We start from the raw sequence: 21,397 nt of genomic DNA on the forward strand, positions 1-21,397 counted from the left end.
AACCAAAGTCGCCGACTGCGCACCCCACCGAAAACCCCTCTGGAACTCACGGCGTCGTCTCCGGGGGGGCGAGCAGCGTTTCCACCTCGCGTGCCAGCTCCGGTCCGCCATCCCTGGCCAGATAGCGGACGGTCACAATGATGTCGTTCAGAGACGCAAGCATTGACGCTTGTTCTTCCTTGCCATGCCGGGGAAAGCTCAACGTCCACGTCGACACCGCACCGGTACCTTCGAAGGGCAGGTAACGGTCGTCGGTCGCCATGACGACCATGCCGTTATCGTCCAGGCCGGTGGAAACGCAAATCTGTTGGCTGTTGCGCACATTGATCTTGATATCCGGCCCCGCCGCGCTGTCCTTCACCCCGTGCATGAACTGCACGGCTGAAAACAGTGGTTTGGTCAACGTATGGCTTCCACGCTGCACCAGAATCGCTCGCACGTCCTGGTAAGGCCCCACCAGTACCGGCAGCGAAACGCTGACCGAAATGATCTGCCGGCAGTAATGCCCGGGGTAATCGAGGTCGAACAGCTTTTGGGGGAGGTTGAAGTTCAGGCTGCCCGACCCGTTGCTGGGGTGAAACACCGCCAGGGCCTCCTGCCAACAGTCATAGTCCTGATCCGGCGCATGAGCCGGATTGTCGAACAGCTGTCGCAACGACACCGTCTTGACCAGCTCCAACCGCCGTTCGTGCCGTTTGAGGTACTCGCTTTCCAGCAACAGCAAGTCCAGTTTCAGCGACTCGGCCGCCGTCAGGCCGTGGTACTTCTCCATCCACACTTCCGGGCGAATGAAGGACTTGGTGTCATAGTCGCCGGTTTCGTAGCGCATGCAGGTTTCAACGGTCTGACACAGTGAGATCACCGCATCATGGGCCGGAAAATAGAGGTTCTTCATCTGGCCCAGCATCCAGGAGCTGAGTTCGACCGTGGTCAAGCGCTCCTGTTTGTAAAACGTGTAAAGCGCCTGAGCCTGGGCACTCGCGGTTTCGGTCTGGCGCAGGCTGGCCGTGGCCGCGCTGATAGAGTGGTCATGAGCCAGCAGTTGCTGATCCATCGCCTGCAGTTCAAGCCTGGCCTGCTGGCTGTTGAAGTTCCAGTCTTGCTGGCGACGCCGGTAGTGTTCGGAGCTGGCCATGCGGTCGGCGTCCATGAGCAAGCCTTCCGAGATCACCTGCATCCCGTAACCTACAGCACGAAAGGGGCTGCCAATCTGATGACCGCCATTGGCCACACCGAAGACATTGGGAAATGTATCGAAAATGGCGCCCACGCCCATATACCCGGAACCCGTGGCAGCAAATATTTTGCCAGCCAGTATTTGATCCATGACCTGGTATTCGGCCACCGACACATTCTCGCTGGATAACTGCTCGTAGTGATCCATGCGTGCCTGCACCTGCCCCCGGGTTTGCAACAACGCATTCCTGGCCTCTTGCAACTGGCTGATGGTTTCCTTCTGAACATTTTCGGCAAAGGCACCCAACTCGATCAAATGGCTCTGTTGCAATTCCTCCTGCTGACCGCGATCACGCTGCTCCATATGAAGGCGCAATTGCTCGCCAAAACGCGCATGGGTTTCCACGGCACGCAAGGCCATTTCCAGCATCGTGCGGAACCGATACGGCGGCACCACCAGTTGCCCCCCCATCCGCCGCGCCAGACCATCGGTGCCGGCCGCTTGTGCCCGTAACAATTCCCGAGGGTCTGCTGGCGGCGCGTAAAGGGGCAGGGACAACGGTTTGCCATCCAGCGTCAGGTAATGACGCAGGTTGAACATTCGTTGACTGATTTCACGGTAAGTATTCAGCCACTCCTGATTAAGCGGTGCCCGAAAGACTTTGACCCCCAGCATCTCCAGTCGGGGTCGGGTGGTCGTGCCCTGGGGCCAGGCGTCCGCCGACAGTACGAATGTTTTCTCGAACGCCCTCAATGTCTGACGTTCGTCCACTTCGCGAATCAGATCTTCGATGGATTTGGGCTCCCAATCGTTGGCCGTACCAAACTCAGGGGCTTCGCCCATCAGCGACTGCGCACGCAAGTAATGCAATTGCGCCGCCGCCAGACTGTCGCGGGTCAACTGCCGGTACAACCAGTCGCCCCATTCGATCAGCGTGCGCACATACCCCATGAACAAGGCAATCTGGTAGTGCCTGGGCCTGGCATAGGCAATGGCGTCCGGGTCATTGGGCAAGGCCAGTTCATGGGCAATGTCGCCAGGCAGGTTGAGCGGCCGGCAGCGCCAATAGTCGGGGGCGTCCGGCACACCGGGTTCGATGTCCGCAAAAGACTGCGCCTTCAATTGCGGATCGAACAGGTAATGACTCCAGCGCTGAGCCTCAAGAAAACGCCCTTCATCGCGCAGGCGATGGGTGACCAGGTGCACCAGGTGAAAAAACAACTCCCAGAAGTACAGCCCATTGCTGCCGTCGAAGGGGCCATTGATTTCCACGGCACCATCGGGCAGCGCGGGTTCTGGCAAATGCTGGGTCGTCCAGTCCAGTACCGCCGCCACGGAAATATCCGCCCGGGCCACCAGTTGCGGGCCGATCAGCGTATTCAGACGGGTGTAACGGAGTTCTAGCCCGGTGATCGCACCATTGAAGTCCAGAAACTGCGCCGCCGAGTCGGGGCTTCGATGGAGTTTTGGCACCACATACGTTTGCGGTGATGAGGACAGTTTCACATCGAAAGCGTTGCGGCCGTGCACCTCGGCCCCAAAAACAAAAGGAATCGCCTCTCCGATGGGTAATGAACCAACATCGCGTTTGATTTCCATCCACGGTGTGCGCAGATTTCCGTTGATCTTGAGCTTGCCTGTCCATGGCGGCGGATCTCCCACTGTCGCGGCGGTGAATTCAAGTTTGAACGTCGCCTCCACGTCGCCAAGGTTCTTGTCGCAGGTCCCCCGCACCCGCAGGACGTCCTTCAGCGTGCCGGCTACCAACTCGCGCGCAACGGTCACCTCCAGCTTAAGGTGCTCATTCAGGTCTCCCTGCTCTTGGTTTCTACTGTCCACCGTCAACACAATGCGCTCCTGCGGCATGACGGTGTACTGCAACGTATCGCGGTCCTTGAACCGTACGTGCGCCAACTCCAACAGGGCGGCCATCTCGTTCGGCTGCTTGCGAAACAGCGTGTCACGGATCTCGTAGATGGAAGGCTTACCTTCGTCATCCTCGCCCATCGACGAGACGCCGGTGAAACACACCGCCAGTTTGTCATCCGCGCCGCGTTTCTCGGCAAACACCACCGCTACCAGACGTCCCGTTGACGGTTCAAAGTCCTTGTCGTACTTCAACTGGTGCAAAGTCACCGGAGCGGACCATTGCCCGCTGATCGTCACGAAAGACGCCAGCACGTCCAGCCGCGCCGGCTCCACCTGATGACCTTCATTGTTAGTCAGCGCCTCGGCCCAGGTGGCCCAGACCACGGACAGACGTCCCCTCCAGAACACCGGACGAATATCCAGCATCGTTCCAGTCAACGGAATATCGATCGCTTGCCACTCGCCCCAGGCCGTCGGGTTGACATAGCTCGGGTTGTCAGTGACATCGATCCGCGCCTTACGCCAGAAATACCGGTAAGGCGGAGTGCGCTCCCTGCCGATGAAATAATACGTGGCGTCCTTGAAGTCGCTGCGGTCGATATAACCGCTGAGCACCTCCAGGTCACAGGTTTCCTGGAAGGCACGCAAATACTCCTTGATCGCGCTGTGCACCGAATCTTCGGTGAGCCGCGTCTGGCTCAGGTTGCTTTCAAGGGTTTTGAATAAACTCGTTCGTTTGATCCGCAACGAGGGATCGATAAAATTTTCCGGGTAATCCTCCACCATTTGATTGGCGGCCCAGATATCAAAGCGACTTTCGATGTTCTGCCAGTACTCCACATCTTCAGGGTCGAAACGCGCCTCGGAATAACCCGGTTCCATGCCGTTGTATACGCTGTTGATGTACTGCTGGACGCTGGCGATCGCCTGCGCCACATGGGTGGTCCGAGGCTCGGCACTGACCTGCGGGTCGACGAACAACAGCTCGTACAAATCGTCCCGGGTCACCGGTATTACCTCACCCGGTTGTTTAATCAGTCGTTTATTACGCGCGAGGCTGGCGACGGCGTCGAGCAATGACTGAGCCATTGGGCCCTGGTTGGACATCGACATGTTGGACTCCCATCCTGATAACTCAATGCCTCAGCCCGACAACGGGCGCAAGGGCAACCGTGGTGTACCGAACGCCAGGGCCTCATGGCCCCGGCGCGACATTCAGCTCGCGGCGGGCTTTCTCAACGTGCCCGGCAACAGAAAAATCTCGCTCACTTGCGAGCAATTGAGCGCTAACTGGAAATCGCCATCGCGCACATCGGCGCAATCGATGAGCCAGGACAACGGTTCGTCCGGTTTAAACGCTTCGGTAGCGGCAAGCCTTGGCGTGAACGTTATACCCATTGCGACGGCGCTATGGACGGCACTCCAGCCGACAACGGCGGTCGCCTTTTCCCTTTCGGGCAGCGCACTCACCGGCTCGATCTTCAGCCGGTAGCTACTGTTTCTCAGCAAGGGCAGCGTGTCGTTCACCCCTTCGACGAAGTGTTCAACGTCGTTCTCCAGCTTGAAGAGCTTGACGTCCCATAGGAAAGCCGCCTCGACGTTCAGGTCGAAAACCTGCTCGGAGTCCATGTTTTCCGGTCGAGCCGCTACCCTGTACACCCCTTTGGTACTGACCTTGAATGGAAACGTCGAGCGCCCGGCCGAATCGGTTTCGATCGTAATGCTTTCGGTGACGGACCCTTCTTTCGAGATCAACGCACTACGCCATGTGACCGGGTAATTCGTGATCGGACGAGCGCCGTCCGAGAGGCTGTCCTTGAGCTCGATCCAGAGCATGCTCGGCTCACGCGCCCCCGCGACAGGGACCCTATAGTCGGTGGACCAGTCCGTAATCAACACATCCTCAGCCACGAAGATCTCGATACACTTCTGCAGACCGAGCGTGCCGACTTCCGCTGTCACCTCCGATTCACCCGCGCTGTCCAACCGGGACGTCCAGACAGCACGACCGTGCACATCGGTCGTCGCGGTTCCCTCTTCGGCTCCCACACTCCATCGAACCTTGTAGCCCAGATACGCGTCACCGTCTGACCCAATCACATCACATACCAACCGTAACAACCGGCCAACCACGACTGCCGAGTCGATATAAAAGGCTTTGATGCGGGGCTCATCGACATATTCGATGTCGGTGAACACTGTGGCCTCCCCGCTGAGCACATGCCGGGCAGTGACTCTCTCTTTCCCCGGCTGCCGACTAGTCAAGTACACCCTGGCGATACCCTCGTTGTTGGTAAAGGTTTCTTCCGGACTGATCGTGCCCAACTTCGAGGACCAGGAAATCGGCTTGCCGATGGCCAGGTTTCCATAATCATCGATGACCTGCACCGAAACCCTGGCGGTGTCTTTCCCATCGGCCAGCAAGGCGCGATCCGGCACCACCTCTTTGCTTGACGTCTTAAAGCTCAGAGCATCACCGCAATCGATCACTACGGTGCCCGCATGGACCTCTTCACGCATGTCCAGCCTGTACGACACATGAGCAGCGCCCATTTCACTGCCGGCCAGCAATCGGGTCGACGTCTTGCCCTCATGGTCGGTACGGGTGGCGTAGTCCAACAGCACCCCGACTCCGCTGTGGCTCCAGTACACATCGACATACTTCATCAACTCGCCGGCGAAGTTGCGCAGGACCAGAGTGAAGGTCGCCATTTCACCCGGCACATTGGCCACCAGTTTTTTGTTGTCCACCTGGCAACGTACATCGACGCTTTGGCCGAACTCGCCAAGGGGCTCGTCCTGTCCGCCCACAGACGCGCGCGACAGGCTTTCCAGCGCACTTTCTGCAGCCTCGCGATAGGCTTCGTCGCTGCTTTTAGGCGTCAAACGGCCCAACGTCAGCAACGTTGTGAACCCCATGCCTGTCAGCTCCTCGCCTTCCAGTAACCGCAGCAGCAACGCCAGTTGCGGCAGATTGCGGATCAGCGGTTTGGGTGCCCCGGATCCGTCCTGCGCAGGCGGGTTGACATGGACGGCGCACTCCAGAACGTCTCTGATGCCACAGCCGAAAAAGTCGGCCAACTTCCCGGCCGCCGCATCACGTACCAGGCTCAGGGCATCGTCGGAGAGGTCCTCGGGCAGTTGATTGACCATTTTCAAGTAGTCGAGCAGTTTCTCAGCCGGTTGCCTGGCCAGTTTCACGGCCCGACCGTACAGGGTCAGATAGAAGATGGTTCTGAGTGACAGCTCGCTTCTGTCCTCCACGCCGAACCAGGTCGATTGCCCACCTTCCAGGTACTGCACCAACATCGCTGAACTGAGCTTGATCTCGCGGGCCACACTACTGCGCCGGCGCAATTCGACCAGCAGCCGCAAAAATTCCCGTTGCTCGGACTCCTCAGGATCAGGGGGCTCAACCGGCTCCTCGGCGGCTTCCGCCGGCAGGCCTGCGGGAATGGCCTTGATCGCCTGGCCAAGGAGTTGATAGACATTACCGCCCGACCAGTCGATAACCGGCAGTACCAGGTCCGAAGACAACTCCAGATACACCGCAAAACTTTCCTGAACCACCGAGCGCTGTCCCGTCCGGGTCTTCAACACCGCCGTCAGGATGGTGCCTTCTACCCAGGGCATGCTCTCTAACGGAACGCCGGCGGCCTTCACTGCCGCGTTGATTTCCACACTAGCGCGGTCCCGGTAGCTGTTTTCGGATTCCCCGCTCCGGGCGATAATCAGCCCGGCATCGTCCACCAACTCTGCGAGCAGGTGCATCCAGCCTCGAAGGGCCTTGTCGGGTGGTACCCCTGCGTCCAGCAGTAGCGCTTCGCTCATGCGTACCGGTTGCAGCTGGGTATTCAATTGCTCCAGCAACTTGAGTTCCGCATCGGCCGCCGCCACCGGCACCGGCACCGGCTGCACATGCTGCATCAGCCACATTGCGCTCAACTGTTCGTGCCGGCTCCAAAACACTGCCGTAAGCGCTGCATGGATAACACTCAACGTATCGGTCTGCGTCGTGAATTTGTGCAGGGCAACCTGCGTAGGCCCCGCCAACCGGGCGAGCCAACCATCGTTTTCAGTATCCAGAAAATTCAGCAGCGCCACCCCTTCCAGCGGGCTGATCCCAAACAAGCGAGGCAACCGCACCAGTCGATAAAAACTCGACAGCACCGAGAGGCTGCGCTTGAGCTTCATGGCCGACATGCCGGCCCCCGGGTCATGGGCAATGGCAATCAACACGGCCAGATACCGGTAAGTGCTGAAGGTAATGCCCAGGGCCGCACAAATGTGATCGGCGGTACGTTGATCTTCGTTGTTTTGCGGGACCACGGAGAACTCGACGTCATCGATCTGCAGTGGCTTGAGAAACAACGATTGCGCGTTGTAAATACGGTCGAACTGCGAGAGCTCCTTGCCCCGCCCATACACCGAAACAACGTCCAGAAAGGCCGCACACTCTTCCGCCGTACAGCCGTAATCGCCTCGCAACTCTTGAAACAGACCAATAGAGCGCATCGTGTCATCAGTGATCCAGATGACCTTGACGCGAGTCGATCCTCCACGGTTTTCGGCGTTGATTGACGCAATGATCAATTGGTCAGTCTCGTAGGCCGCCAGACCCAGCCAGCGATCCAGACGCACCTTGCGATTGATGCGGTCAAAACGATGCTGGTTGCTGCTGTCAAGATTCCGGAGCGTGAAACTCACTGCGTTGCCGCTGCTCACCCTTTGCAGACAGATCGCCTCCCCCAGGCCACCATGGACATACACCGATCCGAAATCGACCGAGGTGGCCGGCGCGGCAGAATTGGTTTCGTCGATCGGCTTGAGCGGGTCTCGCCCCCTGAGCAGGGCCGGAACATTGGGAGACAACACAGGGGCAAACTCCCCAATGGAAAACAGCGCCTCCACCCCGGTCTGATCAAGCTGCGTGGCCCGGCTGAATGCATCGAGGTCCAGCAATTCCCCATAGCCCTCACGGTCGAAGTTATCCCGGTAAAAGTCCTTGAGCGGGGTATCCGAGGGCTCAACGACATGCCGGGTTCGCGGGTTGACCCAAGGCAGCGTCGGTCTTTTATCACCGAGGGAGGACGAGGCGGGCGTGTGCCCAGGCTCGGTCAACAGCGCCTGCTGTCCGGGTGCCAGGCCTGACGTCATGCGCAAGGCAATATCGGAATTGGCACCACGGGCCCCCGTTTCCTTGAAGTACGGATACTGCAAGTCAGTCAGGCGCACGATATCGCCCAGCAGGTTGGAGTTCCGGCGAGCCTTGACGGAATGTTCAATGGTTTGCCAGGAGCGGTCGAAAGGTAATGTGTTGGGGTAGCGCGTGGTGATCAACAAACCGTCGATGTCCAACTGAACCTGCTTGTTGGCCTCGATGTTGGCCATCAACACCTCGGTCACGATACCGATCACCGGTTCCACACGATTGACCGCGCCCTCGTCGATCAAAAGAGCCCACAGATCGGGACGTCGCACTTTCAGACCAATGCTGCTCGCTGACGCGCCGCTGGGCTCAATATTGAGCAACGCCCATTGAATGATCGACATCAGGTACGCCACCGGGGAAACGCTCGATTCAATAGCCCCGGCGGGGCTGCTGTTGGCCAAATCCGGCTTGAACAGATCGGCGAACGTCGGCCCGTCCACCAGCGCTCGCACGCCGATACGCGGCCCGCGGCCGGCATCCTCGTGGCGCGTTAAACGCTGCTCGCGGAACTCACGCGCCAGGTACCGGGCCAGGCTGTAACTGCGTTGCAGCAACAGACGCCCCTCGTGCGCGGTGAGTTTGAACTCCTTGCACAGATCGGCGTGGCGTCGCTGCACCAGATCGAACACGTTACCGCCCTTGTTCATGAACGTCTGCAACGTGCCCAACCGGGCAATGCGCGCCTCACTGAAGAGATTAACCAGCAGTTGCTGGCTGGGACGAAGACTGGAACCTGTCATTGTCATGCTCCTTGATTGACCGATAGCGCCGTGCATCGGCCTGGGCGCTTGAAAGGCGAACACTGTGGGGGAGATTCAATACCTGCACCGGACCCGCGTCTACTGTCATAAATGACAGTAGACGCGACCGTTTGCCTGAGGATTCACGCATCGGCATGACACGCTCATTCAACCCGCGTTAACCACCCACAGCCGGACGGGCACCGGCATCCAGCCAGACGTTGTCCCTGCTTTGGTTACATTCCCGGTAATGACAAACGGGCCAATTGGCAACGTACGTGTGACGACGATCGCCCAATGCCCCTGAGCGTCCGCCACACCCGTGCCGTAACCGGTATTACCGTCACCGTCCTTGCGCAGGTTCACGGTCGCCCCCGGCAATGCGATGCCGCGGATCAATGGGCGAGGGGGGACTTGAGCGTTGCTCTGTGGGCTGAGTATGACCAGGGGTCTGATTGTGTTTGTCACAACGACGCTGATCGGGCCGCAAAAGACTGAGAGCTGGCCGTCGATAAACTGTCGCGCCACAATCTGATACGGTCCAACAGCCAGCACAGGCAGACGAAGCGACCATACGCCCTGTGCATTCACGATGGCGTAGGCTTCGACCTGCGTCGGGTTGTTGTGCTTGTGCACATCAACACGGGCACCCGGTATGCCAGTACCGCTGATCAGTGGCTGCACTTCGACTTGTTCGTTCATCTGCGGCCCGGTAATGACGGGGCCTGGAAAATTGGCGGCTACCTGAACCACATTCAACGCCTGATTCGACAGCCGCAAGGCAGACAACACAGCATCCCGGTTCTGACGAACAGAACAGGTAAACGCGCCTACCGGCAACGCTTCCTTGAAGCTGGCCGTCCAACGACCCTCGCGGTCCACGAAACCACCGGCCAATTCGTTGAGGAGGCCTGCTTTGAAAATCTGAACATAAGCCCCTGGCACACCACTGCCCGACATCACCGGCTTGCGCCCTACGCTGTCACCTGGCTTTGGGTAATCGACCGTCGGTGCCGTGAAGTCCTTGGCCATTTTCTCCACCATAAAGCGCCCGCTTTCGACCCACTCCGACACGACGCCCCCAGAGATTTGTCGCACCACGACCCGGCAAGCCCCCTCCGGCAACATCGCCGGGCTCTGTATTTCCCATCGCCCGTTGGCATCGGCAGTCGTGAACGCCAGCACCAGCGCAGGGTCGAAGCAGGAGGCAACGGTGATCGCCGCCCCCGGCGTGGCCAGCCCCCGGTAAAACGGTTGGGCGCCCACCCAGTCACCGGCGGCCGGTTCGTAAAGGGTCGGCCCGGCAGCGAGCAACGTCACGCTGGCGACACTCCAGTCCGACGCCACGGCATTAAGGGTACTGCGTGCACGATACAAGTAAGGATCTGCCCCTCCCAGCCCATGGGTCAATTTGCCAGACCAGTAACCCTGCGGATCCACCACAAAACTACCGATGACCTCCGTGTAACCATCCCGCGTCACGCTCACCGTATCGCCGGGATAACCCGCCCCGGATGCCACCACCCACGCTGGCGTGACGAATTCGCCCCCGCTCGGGCTTTCGATCACCGGCGCATTCGGCACGACGGTGAACACACGGTTGATACTGGACCGCTTCCCGCCCTTGTAATTCTGCTCGGCCACCATTGTTGTCGAGCCCACAGTCGGCAGGTTGACAGTCCGGCGCCAATTGCCCTGCGCGTCCACCACAATGCCGGATGCAATCACCGTGTTGCCGATCTTCAGCGTGACCAACGCTGCGGGTATACCGGTGCCCACCACCTCGCTGCTGCGAGCAAACCGGCCATTGGCAGCGGGCGTGGTGATGACCGGCACCCCCACCTTGACGTTGAAGGTTATCTGGGCACTGCGTTCGGATGCGTACGTCCCGTACTCTTGCACGGCATAGATGACCTGCGGCCCCTCTTTCTCGAACTCCTTGTCGAGTTCAACCGCCCAGTCACCCAAGGTCTGTACGGTCGTTTGCCCCAGCACCTTGTTGTTGACCGTAGCGTCGAACACTTTGATCGTGCTGGCCGGGAATGCGTTCGTGCCCCGGACGATGAGTTTGAAACCCACCTCGCCATTGTTCTGCGGGTAAGTTATGCCCGGCACCGGGGTTTTGACCGTGAAGGTGTGATCCTTCCAACCGGATGCCTGCCCGCCAAACGTCGCTTGTACCTGAACGGTGATCCGGCCGGGAGACTTCAGCGTGGCGTTAAAACTCCACGCCCCTGTCGTGGGGTTGGACTTGAACTCACGGATCGGTGCGCCATCCTTATAGCGCACGACGACATCGGCATTCCGCCAGGTGGCGCCCACGAATTCTGTCGTCAGCGCCACGGGCGCGCTGCCGGGTTTGGTGACGAGCGGCAGGTCGGGCTTGATGATCAGATTGGGCGCTGTTGTCGCAGGGGACCAGACGTTGTTCATCAACTGCAAGGCAGTGACCACGTAAGTACCGGGGGCCAACTTGTCAGTAGCCCTGACGGTCCACGTACCGCCAGCGACCACATTTGCTTGCCCAAGAAGGGCATGAGTGCTGCCGTTGAGCCGGACTTCGATCCTGGCAGCGGCCTGCCCCGTCCAGACGTTGCCTCGCCCGGTGAACGTAGGGATCTGTCCGCTCAGCGTGGGAGTATTGAGGGTCGGCTTGGGTGTAATGATCTCTACTGTAAACGTGCGATATTCGGTGCTGTAAATACGCCCGCCGACCGAATCGGAAACGCTTTGCAGCAAACTAAATCCGTATGGATTGTTGGACGGTAGAAGATCTGGGATGTCCGCTGACCAGCCTCCGTTTGTGGCAGGAACGGTCAGGAAAGGAGTGGGGGTATCACTGTAGTGAATGTGAACCTGAGTATCCGTGGCGTTATAGGCGCGACCGTACACCCTAATGATGGTGTCGCTGATGCTCGCGACAACGACTAGCGGTAACTTAGGGGGGCGGATTTTGAAGGAGCGGAGAGCACCTCGCCGTGACACTTGCCCGTTATAACGTTGTAGCGCAACAAGATGTCTATAACCTGGCTCCAGATTGAGCGGAACGGCCCAGGCTCCCTCCGCTGATACAAAACCTTCACCGAGTTTGACGATCTGCGTGTCCTGGTATATTTCGACCTTGGCGAGGGCTATCCCATCGCCTCCACTAATGGTAAATACCTGCTCTTGCTCACTAGCGGGAGCAGGAGAAGTAATGGCAGGGCCGCCGAGTATGTGTAAGGGGAAGGCGTCCGAATAGCCGAGGGGGACGCCAGCCAATATGTATTGAACTTGTACACTGACGTGACCACTTAGCCCTATGTCCGTCAGCGGTGCTTCCCATTCGCCATTTTGTTGAACGGCAACTGCCTCGCTGAGCGCTTTCCTATGATTTGTCGCGCTGACCACGTGGACAATTGCCCCTGCGTTGCCTTTGCCCTTGAAGATGAGCTGGGAGCTAGGGACTACCATAAAGAAAGTTGGATAGGTAACAGTAGCCCCGACAACAGTAATGGGGTAGCTCGTTGGACTGCCAATACCTACGTACCTGAGATTGACCGTATGGGGACCCAGGGCCAGATTTCTCACTTCATAGGACCAGGAGCTAGGTGATTCGGACTCAGTCCTTGCGAATCTTTCGACCGTATCAATTCCTATATAGACGTACTGCTCGCTTGGGTCTTTGGTGCCTGAGAGGGTCGTCCACCGAAGCACGAAATGGGCGGAAGTCAGCGTCGGCTTTGCTGCTAGTGGTAGCACGGTGGGATCGTCGACCTCGTGATTATCTTCAGCCTCTGGCGACTCCTGCCCCTGCGTTATGAGTTCTTCCCGATCATCAGACATGAAATCAGCTCCTCAGCTGTGGTAGGCAGCCAGTGGGTTGGCGCTGAGAGATTCTTATCTTCATCCCTCAGCACTGCCTACCTGTAAAAACTGACAGTCCCGACGAACGGCCACGCTACACTCCGCCACTTTCTCCAATGTTTTCAACGCCTCAGTCCGCGGCTACAACGTCTTGCGCCTTTGCCTACAGATCCGCCAGAATCCGCCGGCTTGTGCGCCTTGGTCTTGCCCCGTAACTTGATCCGCGTCGCTGCCAATCAGCGATCGGGTTTAGTCGCCCGGTGTTGTACGAATGTGCATAAGCGTCATCCAGTCGGGTTTTCCCTATCCCCCGCACTTGATGGTGGCTGTTCGCAGGGCGCTCTCGGGCGCGCCGGTTTTCGTACTCGCCGGTCGACTAACCTGCTTACAGCCGCCACCCCTCGTTTAGTCGCAAGGTCGTGGCAGCCCCAATCGAGTACGAAAATATGTTCAAACCAACACCTAATCCACCCCCCGAAACCGACCCGGTTTCCCCCTACGCCACCCTCGATTCAAAAAAGCTCCACGCCGCCGCCGACAAGGCGCTCGACCACTACCTCAAACCCGACATCACCTCCCTTCGCTCTTCCCAGGACCGCACCATGAAAATGTTCACCGTTGTGTCCGATGCCAACCCCGAAGCCTTGACCATCGAGACCTACGAGACCTTTTCGACGGTCAGCATTCTGCTGCTGGACCTGGCCGAAAGCCTGGACGACAAGCCGCGACATCTGGCGATGGCGATTTATCAGTTGAGTGAATTGGGGTTGTTGCTGGTGGAGAGGTCGCTGGAGAACGAGATGGCGATCAAGACGACGTAACATCAAGATCAAAAGATCGCAGCCTTCGGCAGCTCCTACATTGGGTTGGTGTGCACCCGGTAGGAGCTGCCGAAGGCTGCGATCTTTTGCTTTTCAGGCAGAAGCAGGCAACGGCTGAAAACTGAAGTATCGCTTCAAGGCGCTGACCAGTTGCCCATACTCCGGCGGTGCCCGTTGCAGGCTGAACCCGGCGTCATAGTGGTGAGGGGTCGTGTCTTCATGGCACCACAAACAACTCGCCTGAAGGTCAATGACCTGCAGGCAGCCATTGCTGGCGGGGATTTTCAGGCGCAAATCGAAATCGGCGCCGATCATCATCGGCAACTGGCTGATCAGCATCAGCCCGTCTTCGGACACGTTGCCCAGAAAGCCGATGGGTTTGTCGGTGACGCTGTTGAACACTCTTAGAAAATACGGCAGTTGATGCCGCTCGATCCGGCGGTCAGTGAACATACGCAATTGGCCCAGCAAGGCTCTTAAGCAGAGCCGCACTAATGCTTCGGAACGGGCCGGCTTCTTTTATATAGAAGCATGGGCGCGCTCTCCCCGATCCCGGTGCGACAGTCCATAAAGCCGCTGTCGCTTACTCCTGCCGATCACAGGTGTTACCTCGATTAGAGGCAAGGCTCTAAACCGATCTATTCGACTATAGCTCACCACTGCCGGTGAGCCAGCCTTTGAACAACGACGACAATCAGAACCGCGTCGGGCGCACGACCGCAGCAGCGCTGCGCAGCGGATAGTGGCCCAGCGACTGCAAGGTTTCCAGGCGGGCGCGGGCGCGGTAGGCGTATTCACTTTGCGGGTACGAGGCGATGATGAACTGGTAGGTTTGCGCGGCATCGACAAACAGTTTCTGCCGTTCCAGGCACAAGCCGCGCATCATCGATGCTTCCGGCCACACGTAAGGCCGAGCTCGGCTGGCGCGTTCGACTTTGGACAGTTCAAGCATGACCTGCTCGCAGTTGCCGCGGTCGTAGGCCCTGTAGGCGTTATTCAAATGATGGTTCATTGACCAACGGGTGCAGCCCGTGACGCTGAGGGCACTGATGGCAAGGGCGGCAATGAGCACGAATCGCATGGGGGTTCTCCTGTCTTGAGCTCTGTATCGACCCGTGGTGCAAAATCTTCAGGAATGTTCGTTTAAAGAAACAAGCGAATAACAAAGCTCTTCACAAAAAGTAGTGCATATGAACAATGACTACACCCCTAGAGCATAGTAGCCTCACTCAGCGCTTGAACTCAGGAGTCTATGCATGTCCGTCCGTCGCACCAAAATCGTCGCTACCCTTGGCCCGGCCAGTAACTCGCCGGAAGTTCTCGAACAGCTGATTCTGGCTGGCCTGGACGTCGCCCGCCTGAACTTCTCCCACGGCACCCCCGACGAGCACAAGGCTCGCGCGAAGCTGGTGCGTGACCTCGCTGCCAAGCACGGCCGCTTCGTCGCCCTGCTGGGTGACCTGCAAGGCCCGAAAATCCGTATCGCCAAATTCACCAACAAGAAGATCGAGCTGAAGATCGGTGATCAATTCACCTTCTCCACCAGCCATCCTCTGACCGAAGGCACCCAGACCGTCGTCGGCATCGACTACCCGGACCTGGTCAAGGACTGCGGCGTGGGCGACGAGCTGCTGCTCGACGACGGTCGCGTGGTGATGCGCGTTGATACCGCCAATGCCACCGAGCTGAATTGCACCGTGCTGATCGGCGGCCCGCTGTCCGACCACAAAGGCATCAACCGTCGCGGTGGCGGCCTGACCGCTCCGGCCCTGACTGAAAAAGACAAGGCCGACATCAAGCTCGCTGCCGAGATGCAGGTCGACTACCTCGCGGTGTCCTTCCCGCGTGACGCCGCCGACATGGAATACGCCCGTCAACTGCGCGACGAAGCCGGCGGTACGGCCTGGCTGGTGGCGAAGATCGAACGCGCCGAAGCCGTGGCCGACGACGAAACCCTCGATGCGCTGATCAATGCATCCGACGCCGTCATGGTGGCTCGTGGTGACCTGGGTGTGGAAATCGGCGACGCCGAGCTGGTAGGCATTCAGAAGAAAATCATTCTGCACGCACGTCGCCACAACAAGGCTGTGATCGTGGCGACCCAGATGATGGAGTCGATGATCCAGAACCCGATGCCGACCCGCGCCGAAGTTTCCGACGTGGCCAACGCCGTGCTCGACTACACCGACGCCGTGATGCTTTCGGCGGAAAGTGCCGCTGGTTTGTACCCGCTGGAAGCCGTGCAAGCCATGGCGCGCATCTGCATCGGCGCTGAAAAGCACCCGACCAGCAAGACCTCCAGCCACCGCATCGGAAAGGTCTTCGAAAGCTGCGACCAGAGCATCGCGTTGGCGGCCATGTACACCGCCAACCACTTCCCGGGCGTGAAGGCGATCATCGCGTTGACCGAAAGTGGCTACACGCCGTTGATCATGTCGCGCATCCGTTCCTCGATACCGATCTACGCGTTCTCCCCGCACCGCGAAACCCAGGCCCGCGCGGCGATGTTCCGTGGCGTCTACACCGTACCGTTCGACCCGGCATCGCTGCCGCCTGAGCAAGTCAGCCAGGCCGCGATCGACGAGTTGCTCAAGCGCGGCGTAGTGGAGAAAGGCGACTGGGTCATCCTGACCAAGGGCGACAGCTACCACACCATCGGCGGCACCAACGGGATGAAAATCCTGCACGTTGGCGACCCGATGGTCTGAGTAATCGACCGCTGAAAAACAAAAGCCCCGCCATGTGAATGGCGGGGCTTTTTTGGTTTTTGTGTGGAGGTGTTTGGCTGGAGTTTTGTGTCGGTTTGCAGATCCACCCCCCTCACCCCAGCCCTCCCGAAACGTCGGACCGCCCCCAAGGGGGCGAGGGGAAAGGGAGCAGATCGGGGGGCGCTTCAGGTCCTGAGTTCGGCTCGATATTGCAGGTCGATGTACTTCGCCAGAACAACTCGGTCAGCTCCCTCTCCCTCTGGGAGAGGGCTGGGGTGAGGGCTTTTCAATGCCTGCGAATAAACCCGGTCAACGCCGCAATCGCCTCCGGCGAGCGCAGCCGTTGAGTGAACAATGCGCCCTCTTCTTCTATTGCCTTGCGCAGCTGCTCGCGGTCCGGGGCTTTCATCAATTGCTTGCTGATGCGCACCGCCTCCGGCGGCAGCGATTCAAAACGCAATGCCATCTCCCGCGCCTTGGCCAGCGCCGCTTCGCCACTGCCCAAGGCTTCAGTCGCAATCCCCCACTGCGCAGCCTGCTCACCACTAAAACCTTCACCGAGCAGCAACAACTCGGCGGCTTTGGCATGTCCGAGCAAACGCGGCAGGATCAGGCTGGAACCAAACTCCGGGCATAACCCGAGATTAACGAACGGCATGCGAAGGCGCGCATCGCGACTGACATACACCAGATCGCAATGCAGCAGCATCGTCGTGCCAATGCCCACCGCTGCGCCGGCCACGGCGGCGATCACCGGTTTGCGGCATTCGAGCAGGGTGAGCATGAACTGAAACACCGGGCTGTCGAGGTTGCTCGGTGGTTGCTGGATGAAGTCGGCGATGTCGTTGCCAGCGGTGAAGCACTCGGTAGAACCGGTGATCAGCACGGCGTTGATTTCAGGGTCGGAATCCGCCTGTTTCAGCGCTTCGGCCAAGTGGCTGTACATGGCGCGGGTCAGGGCGTTTTTCTTGTCGGGGCGGTTGAGGCGCAGGGTCAGCAGGCCGCGCTCACGTTCAAATTGGATGGCATCGCTCATGGTCGGTCTCGCATCGAAAATCAGCGCTCAACCGCGGAGAACAAAGACGTCCGCCAGCAGTTGATTGCGCGGCAATCCCGCCAGATACAAGCGCCGGGCAAAGGCGTCGACGCTGTCAGGGGCCCCGCAGAGTAAGGCCAGGGTTTGCCGGGAGACAAGCCGCAGTTGCGCCAAAGCCTCTGGCAACTCGGCCGCGGTCCACAGCTCAATGCTCAGGTTCGGGTGGCTGGCGGCCATGGCCTGCAGGGGTTTGGCCAGGTAATGCTCCTCGGCATCATGGGCCAGATGAATGACACGAATGGCACCTTGGTGATCTTGCCGTAGCGCTTCACGCAAGATACCGAACAACGGCCCCAAACCCGTTCCGGCGGCCAACAGCCAAAGCGCTCGGGTGTTCCAGTCAGGGTCGTAATGCAAGGCCCCGCCGCGCAACTCGCCGAGGTGGATCGAATCGCCGATTTTCAACTGACTGGCCGCGTCGCTGAATTCCCCCGGCTGGCGACAATCGAGATGGAACTCCAGAAAGCGGTCTTCTTCCGGCAGGCTGGCCAATGAATACGGCCGCGCCACGTTGCCCGCCCACAACACCAGATGCTGCCCGGCGCTGTAGCGCAACGGACGCTCGGGGGTCAGGCGCAAACGCAACACGCTGGCGCTTAACCAATCGACAGCCGCCACCTCGGCCGGGCGGCCATCCTGCTGAGGATCGAAGGTGTGCACCTGCAAGTCCTCGACCACCTGACACTGGCACGCAAGGCGCCAGCCTTGCTGACGCTGGTCTGCGCTCAGGGCGTCGGGGCGGCTGTCACTCGGCAACCCTTGGACACATTGCACCAGACAGGCGTGGCAACTGCCGGCGCGACAGCTGTAGGGCACAGACACGCCGTTCTGATTCAACGCATCGAGCAGGTTGCTGCCCGCCGCCACCGACCATTGGCGTTCGCCGACCCGTAACTCAGGCATCGACGTTCTCCCACGCCGCCGCGCAACGATTGCGGCCGTCACGCTTGGCGCGATAGAGCGCCTGATCGGCGCGCTGCAAGGCTTCATCGAGATCGTCGCCCAGTTCGAGCAACGTCATGCCCGCCGACAAGCTGAGATGGGCGACGTTGAGTCCGATCAGTTCTACATCGGTGAACGCAATGCGCAGCCGCTCGCAACAGGAGGTCAAGCGCTCGGCGTTGCAATCGGGCAACAGCACGACGAATTCTTCGCCACCGTAACGGGCCAGAACATCGCCATCGCGCAAGCAGGCGGTGGCCACGGCGGCAAAGGCTTGCAGCACCTGATCACCGGCGGCATGGCCGTGCACGTCGTTGATCCGTTTGAAATGGTCGAGGTCGATCAGCGCCAGGCCATGCATGACACCGGCGTCCATGGCCTTCAGCTCACGGGAGGCCAGGCGCAGGAAATGCCGGCGATTGAACAGCCCGGTCAGTTCGTCGGTGGCCACCAGGTCTTCGAGCTGGCGCATCATCCCGCGCAGGGTGTCCTGATGCGCCTGCAAGGCAAATCGGCGCTGACGCATGCGTAGACGGGAGGCCTGGACGTGACGGGCATAAAGTTCCAGCCAGACCAACACGATGAGCAGCACGCACACCTGCAATGCGGCCAGCGCCGGGTCGGGTAACTGGAAGTGGTAACCCTCCCACAGCGTGATCGCGCTGAAACTTACGAACACCAACAGCGCGCACCGCAAGAAGGCAAGGCGCGAAAGATGAAACAACCCGAACAGCAGAATCAGCACGTAGAACACCAGGAACGCGCCGCGTGCCTCGTCCAGATGGGCGATCAGCCAGGTTTGCCAACCCAGCCCCAGCAACACTTGCGCTTCGGTCAGGCTGGGGTCGGAAAAACGCAGGTTGCAGCCGCTGTAAAACACCGCAAACAACGCCGCCTGACTGATGACCACCAGCGCACTGCCGATGGCAACGCTGGGCAGGGATTCATCGTAATGACCGGTGAAAAACGCCAGCCACAACAGCAGCAAAGCCAGGGCGTAGGTGCCGGCTGCGAGGGCAAAGCGTTTGAGCAACAAGCGCTGGATGGCGTTATGGGTCAATCGTTGACTCACCGTGCGAAGGGAGGCTGCTTGAGTGTCCTACTCTACAGACCGAATGCCACTTTAGTAGCGTGCCTGATAAATGACCATTCAATTTTAAGGGCGGAAAACTGGCGTCAGAACGCTGACTGATTTCCTGATCCTTGCTACAGGGATCGTGTTCGATATGCGACCAACGATTGACTACCGGCGGGTGTGCCCGGAACCGAGGAGCGGTATACTGCCGCGCCTTTTTAGCGTCGCGCCAGCAGCCCCGGCGTGCCTTGTAAAGGTGCTTGCAACCGACCGATGCACCCAAGCTGCAAGCACCTTATTGAATGTTCCCGTCTTTTAGAGGAGCGCGACTCATGACCGTGATCAAGCAAGACGACCTGATTCAGAGCGTTGCCGACGCCCTGCAGTTCATTTCCTATTACCACCCCGTTGACTTCATCCAGGCGATGCACGAAGCCTACCTGCGCGAAGAATCCCCAGCGGCCCGTGACTCCATGGCGCAAATCCTGATCAACTCGCGGATGTGCGCCACCGGCCACCGCCCGATTTGCCAGGACACCGGCATCGTTACCGTCTTCGTTCGCGTGGGCATGGACGTACGTTGGGATGGCGCCACCATGGGCCTGGACGACATGATCAACGAAGGCGTGCGCCGGGCTTACAACCTGCCGGAAAACGTCCTGCGTGCCTCGATCCTCGCCGACCCGGCGGGCGCTCGTAAAAACACCAAGGACAACACCCCGGCCGTTATTCACTACTCCATCGTTCCGGGTAACACCGTGGAAGTGGACGTGGCGGCCAAGGGCGGCGGTTCCGAGAACAAGTCGAAAATGGCCATGCTCAACCCGTCCGACTCGATCGTCGACTGGGTGTTGAAAACCGTTCCGGAAATGGGCGCTGGCTGGTGCCCACCGGGCATGCTCGGCATCGGCATCGGCGGCACCGCCGAGAAAGCCGCCGTGATGGCCAAGGAAGTGTTGATGGAATCCATCGACATCCACGAGCTGAAAAAGCGCGGCCCGTCCAACCGTATCGAAGAGATGCGCCTGGAGCTGTTCGAGAAGGTCAACCAACTGGGCATCGGCGCCCAGGGCCTGGGTGGCCTGACCACCGTGCTCGACGTGAAGATCATGGATTACCCGACCCACGCCGCTTCGTTGCCGGTGTGCATGATTCCGAACTGCGCCGCCACCCGTCACGCGCACTTTGTGCTCGACGGTTCCGGCCCGGCCTCGCTGGAAGCGCCACCGCTGGACGCCTACCCGGAAATCGTCTGGGAAGCCGGCCCGTCGGCCCGTCGCGTCAACCTCGACACCCTGACCCCGGAAGACGTGCAGAGCTGGAAGCCGGGCGAAACCGTCCTGCTCAACGGCAAAATGCTCACCGGTCGCGACGCCGCGCACAAGCGCATGGTCGAGATGCTGAACAAGGGTGAAACCCTGCCGGTGGACCTCAAGGGTCGCTTCATCTACTACGTCGGCCCGGTTGATCCGGTGCGCGAAGAAGTGGTTGGCCCTGCCGGCCCGACCACCGCGACGCGGATGGACAAGTTCACCCGTCAGATCCTCGAGCAAACCGGCCTGTTGGGCATGATCGGCAAATCCGAGCGCGGCCCGACCGCGATCGAAGCGATCAAGGACCACAAAGCCGTTTACCTGATGGCAGTGGGCGGCGCGGCTTACCTGGTGGCACAAGCCATCAAGAAATCCCGCGTGGTGGCTTTCGCCGAACTGGGCATGGAAGCGATCTACGAGTTCGACGTCAAAGACATGCCAGTGACTGTTGCGGTCGACAGCAAGGGTGAGTCGGTACACATCACCGGTCCTGCCATCTGGCAGAAAAAGATCAGTGAAAGCCTGGCGGTAGAAGTGCAGTAAACGCTTCAGCTTGCCAATACGGCCGGGTCGTCTTTTAGATGATCCGGCCGTTTTT

The 21,397-nt window shown here is 59.5% G+C and carries 11 protein-coding genes; 3 read left to right on the top strand and 8 right to left on the bottom strand.

The features are described from left to right. Positions 1 to 46: 46 nt before the first annotated feature. From QFW87_RS23400 to QFW87_RS23410, 3 genes are all read right to left on the bottom strand, one after another. Positions 47 to 4,159, bottom strand: a complete 4,113-nt coding sequence (locus tag QFW87_RS23400) for a neuraminidase-like domain-containing protein (RefSeq protein WP_283188985.1) — start codon at positions 4,157 to 4,159, stop codon at positions 47 to 49. A gap of 102 nt (positions 4,160 to 4,261) precedes the next feature. Next, positions 4,262 to 9,034, bottom strand: a complete 4,773-nt coding sequence (locus QFW87_RS23405) for a Tc toxin subunit A (RefSeq protein ID WP_283188986.1) — start codon at positions 9,032 to 9,034, stop codon at positions 4,262 to 4,264. Between the two features lie 132 nt (positions 9,035 to 9,166). Further along, positions 9,167 to 12,823 (bottom strand): hypothetical protein, encoded by a 3,657-nt coding sequence (locus QFW87_RS23410; protein ID WP_283188987.1) that lies wholly within the window; start codon positions 12,821 to 12,823, stop codon positions 9,167 to 9,169. Positions 12,824 to 13,290: 467 nt separating this feature from the next. Between QFW87_RS23410 and QFW87_RS23415 the strand changes: the two genes are divergently transcribed. Next, entirely contained in the window at positions 13,291 to 13,665 is a 375-nt protein-coding gene (locus QFW87_RS23415; protein WP_283188988.1) for a DUF6124 family protein, read from the top strand. Between the two features lie 93 nt (positions 13,666 to 13,758). On the opposite strand, the gene QFW87_RS23420 is transcribed toward QFW87_RS23415, so the two are convergent. Both QFW87_RS23420 and QFW87_RS23425 read right to left on the bottom strand, forming a co-directional pair. Continuing rightward, positions 13,759 to 14,118: a PilZ domain-containing protein gene (locus QFW87_RS23420; protein WP_283188989.1), complete on the bottom strand. Its 360-nt coding sequence runs from the start codon at positions 14,116 to 14,118 to the stop codon at positions 13,759 to 13,761. 241 nt (positions 14,119 to 14,359) lie between these two features. Further along, positions 14,360 to 14,746, bottom strand: coding sequence for a tetratricopeptide repeat protein (locus tag QFW87_RS23425; protein WP_283181477.1), 387 nt, complete (start codon positions 14,744 to 14,746; stop codon positions 14,360 to 14,362). A 175-nt stretch (positions 14,747 to 14,921) separates the two neighbouring features. Here QFW87_RS23425 and pyk point away from each other — a divergent pair, with 175 nt between their 5' ends. Then, positions 14,922 to 16,373, top strand: a complete 1,452-nt coding sequence (gene pyk, locus QFW87_RS23430; RefSeq protein WP_283188990.1) for a pyruvate kinase — start codon at positions 14,922 to 14,924, stop codon at positions 16,371 to 16,373. Between the two features lie 286 nt (positions 16,374 to 16,659). Here the strand turns inward: pyk and QFW87_RS23435 are convergent, their stop codons facing one another. The 3 genes from QFW87_RS23435 to QFW87_RS23445 are packed head-to-tail and all read right to left on the bottom strand — an operon-like array spanning position 16,660 to position 19,471. Continuing rightward, positions 16,660 to 17,409 (bottom strand): enoyl-CoA hydratase-related protein, encoded by a 750-nt coding sequence (locus QFW87_RS23435; RefSeq protein WP_283188991.1) that lies wholly within the window; start codon positions 17,407 to 17,409, stop codon positions 16,660 to 16,662. A 27-nt stretch (positions 17,410 to 17,436) separates the two neighbouring features. After that, positions 17,437 to 18,372 (bottom strand): iron-sulfur-binding ferredoxin reductase, encoded by a 936-nt coding sequence (locus QFW87_RS23440; protein WP_283181480.1) that lies wholly within the window; start codon positions 18,370 to 18,372, stop codon positions 17,437 to 17,439. Continuing rightward, a complete protein-coding gene (locus QFW87_RS23445; protein ID WP_283188992.1) occupies positions 18,365 to 19,471 on the bottom strand; it encodes a GGDEF domain-containing protein in 1,107 nt (368 codons plus the stop codon). Before QFW87_RS23445 ends, QFW87_RS23440 begins: the two co-directional genes overlap by 8 nt. Before the next feature lie 347 nt (positions 19,472 to 19,818). On the opposite strand from QFW87_RS23445, the gene QFW87_RS23450 reads away from it, so the two are divergent. Beyond that, positions 19,819 to 21,342, top strand: coding sequence for a fumarate hydratase (locus QFW87_RS23450; protein WP_008156025.1), 1,524 nt, complete (start codon positions 19,819 to 19,821; stop codon positions 21,340 to 21,342). Positions 21,343 to 21,397 lie beyond the last annotated feature (55 nt).

The sequence above is a fragment of the Pseudomonas sp. PMCC200344 genome (assembly GCF_030053095.1).
Classification (GTDB): Bacteria; Pseudomonadota; Gammaproteobacteria; order Pseudomonadales; family Pseudomonadaceae; genus Aquipseudomonas; species Aquipseudomonas svalbardensis.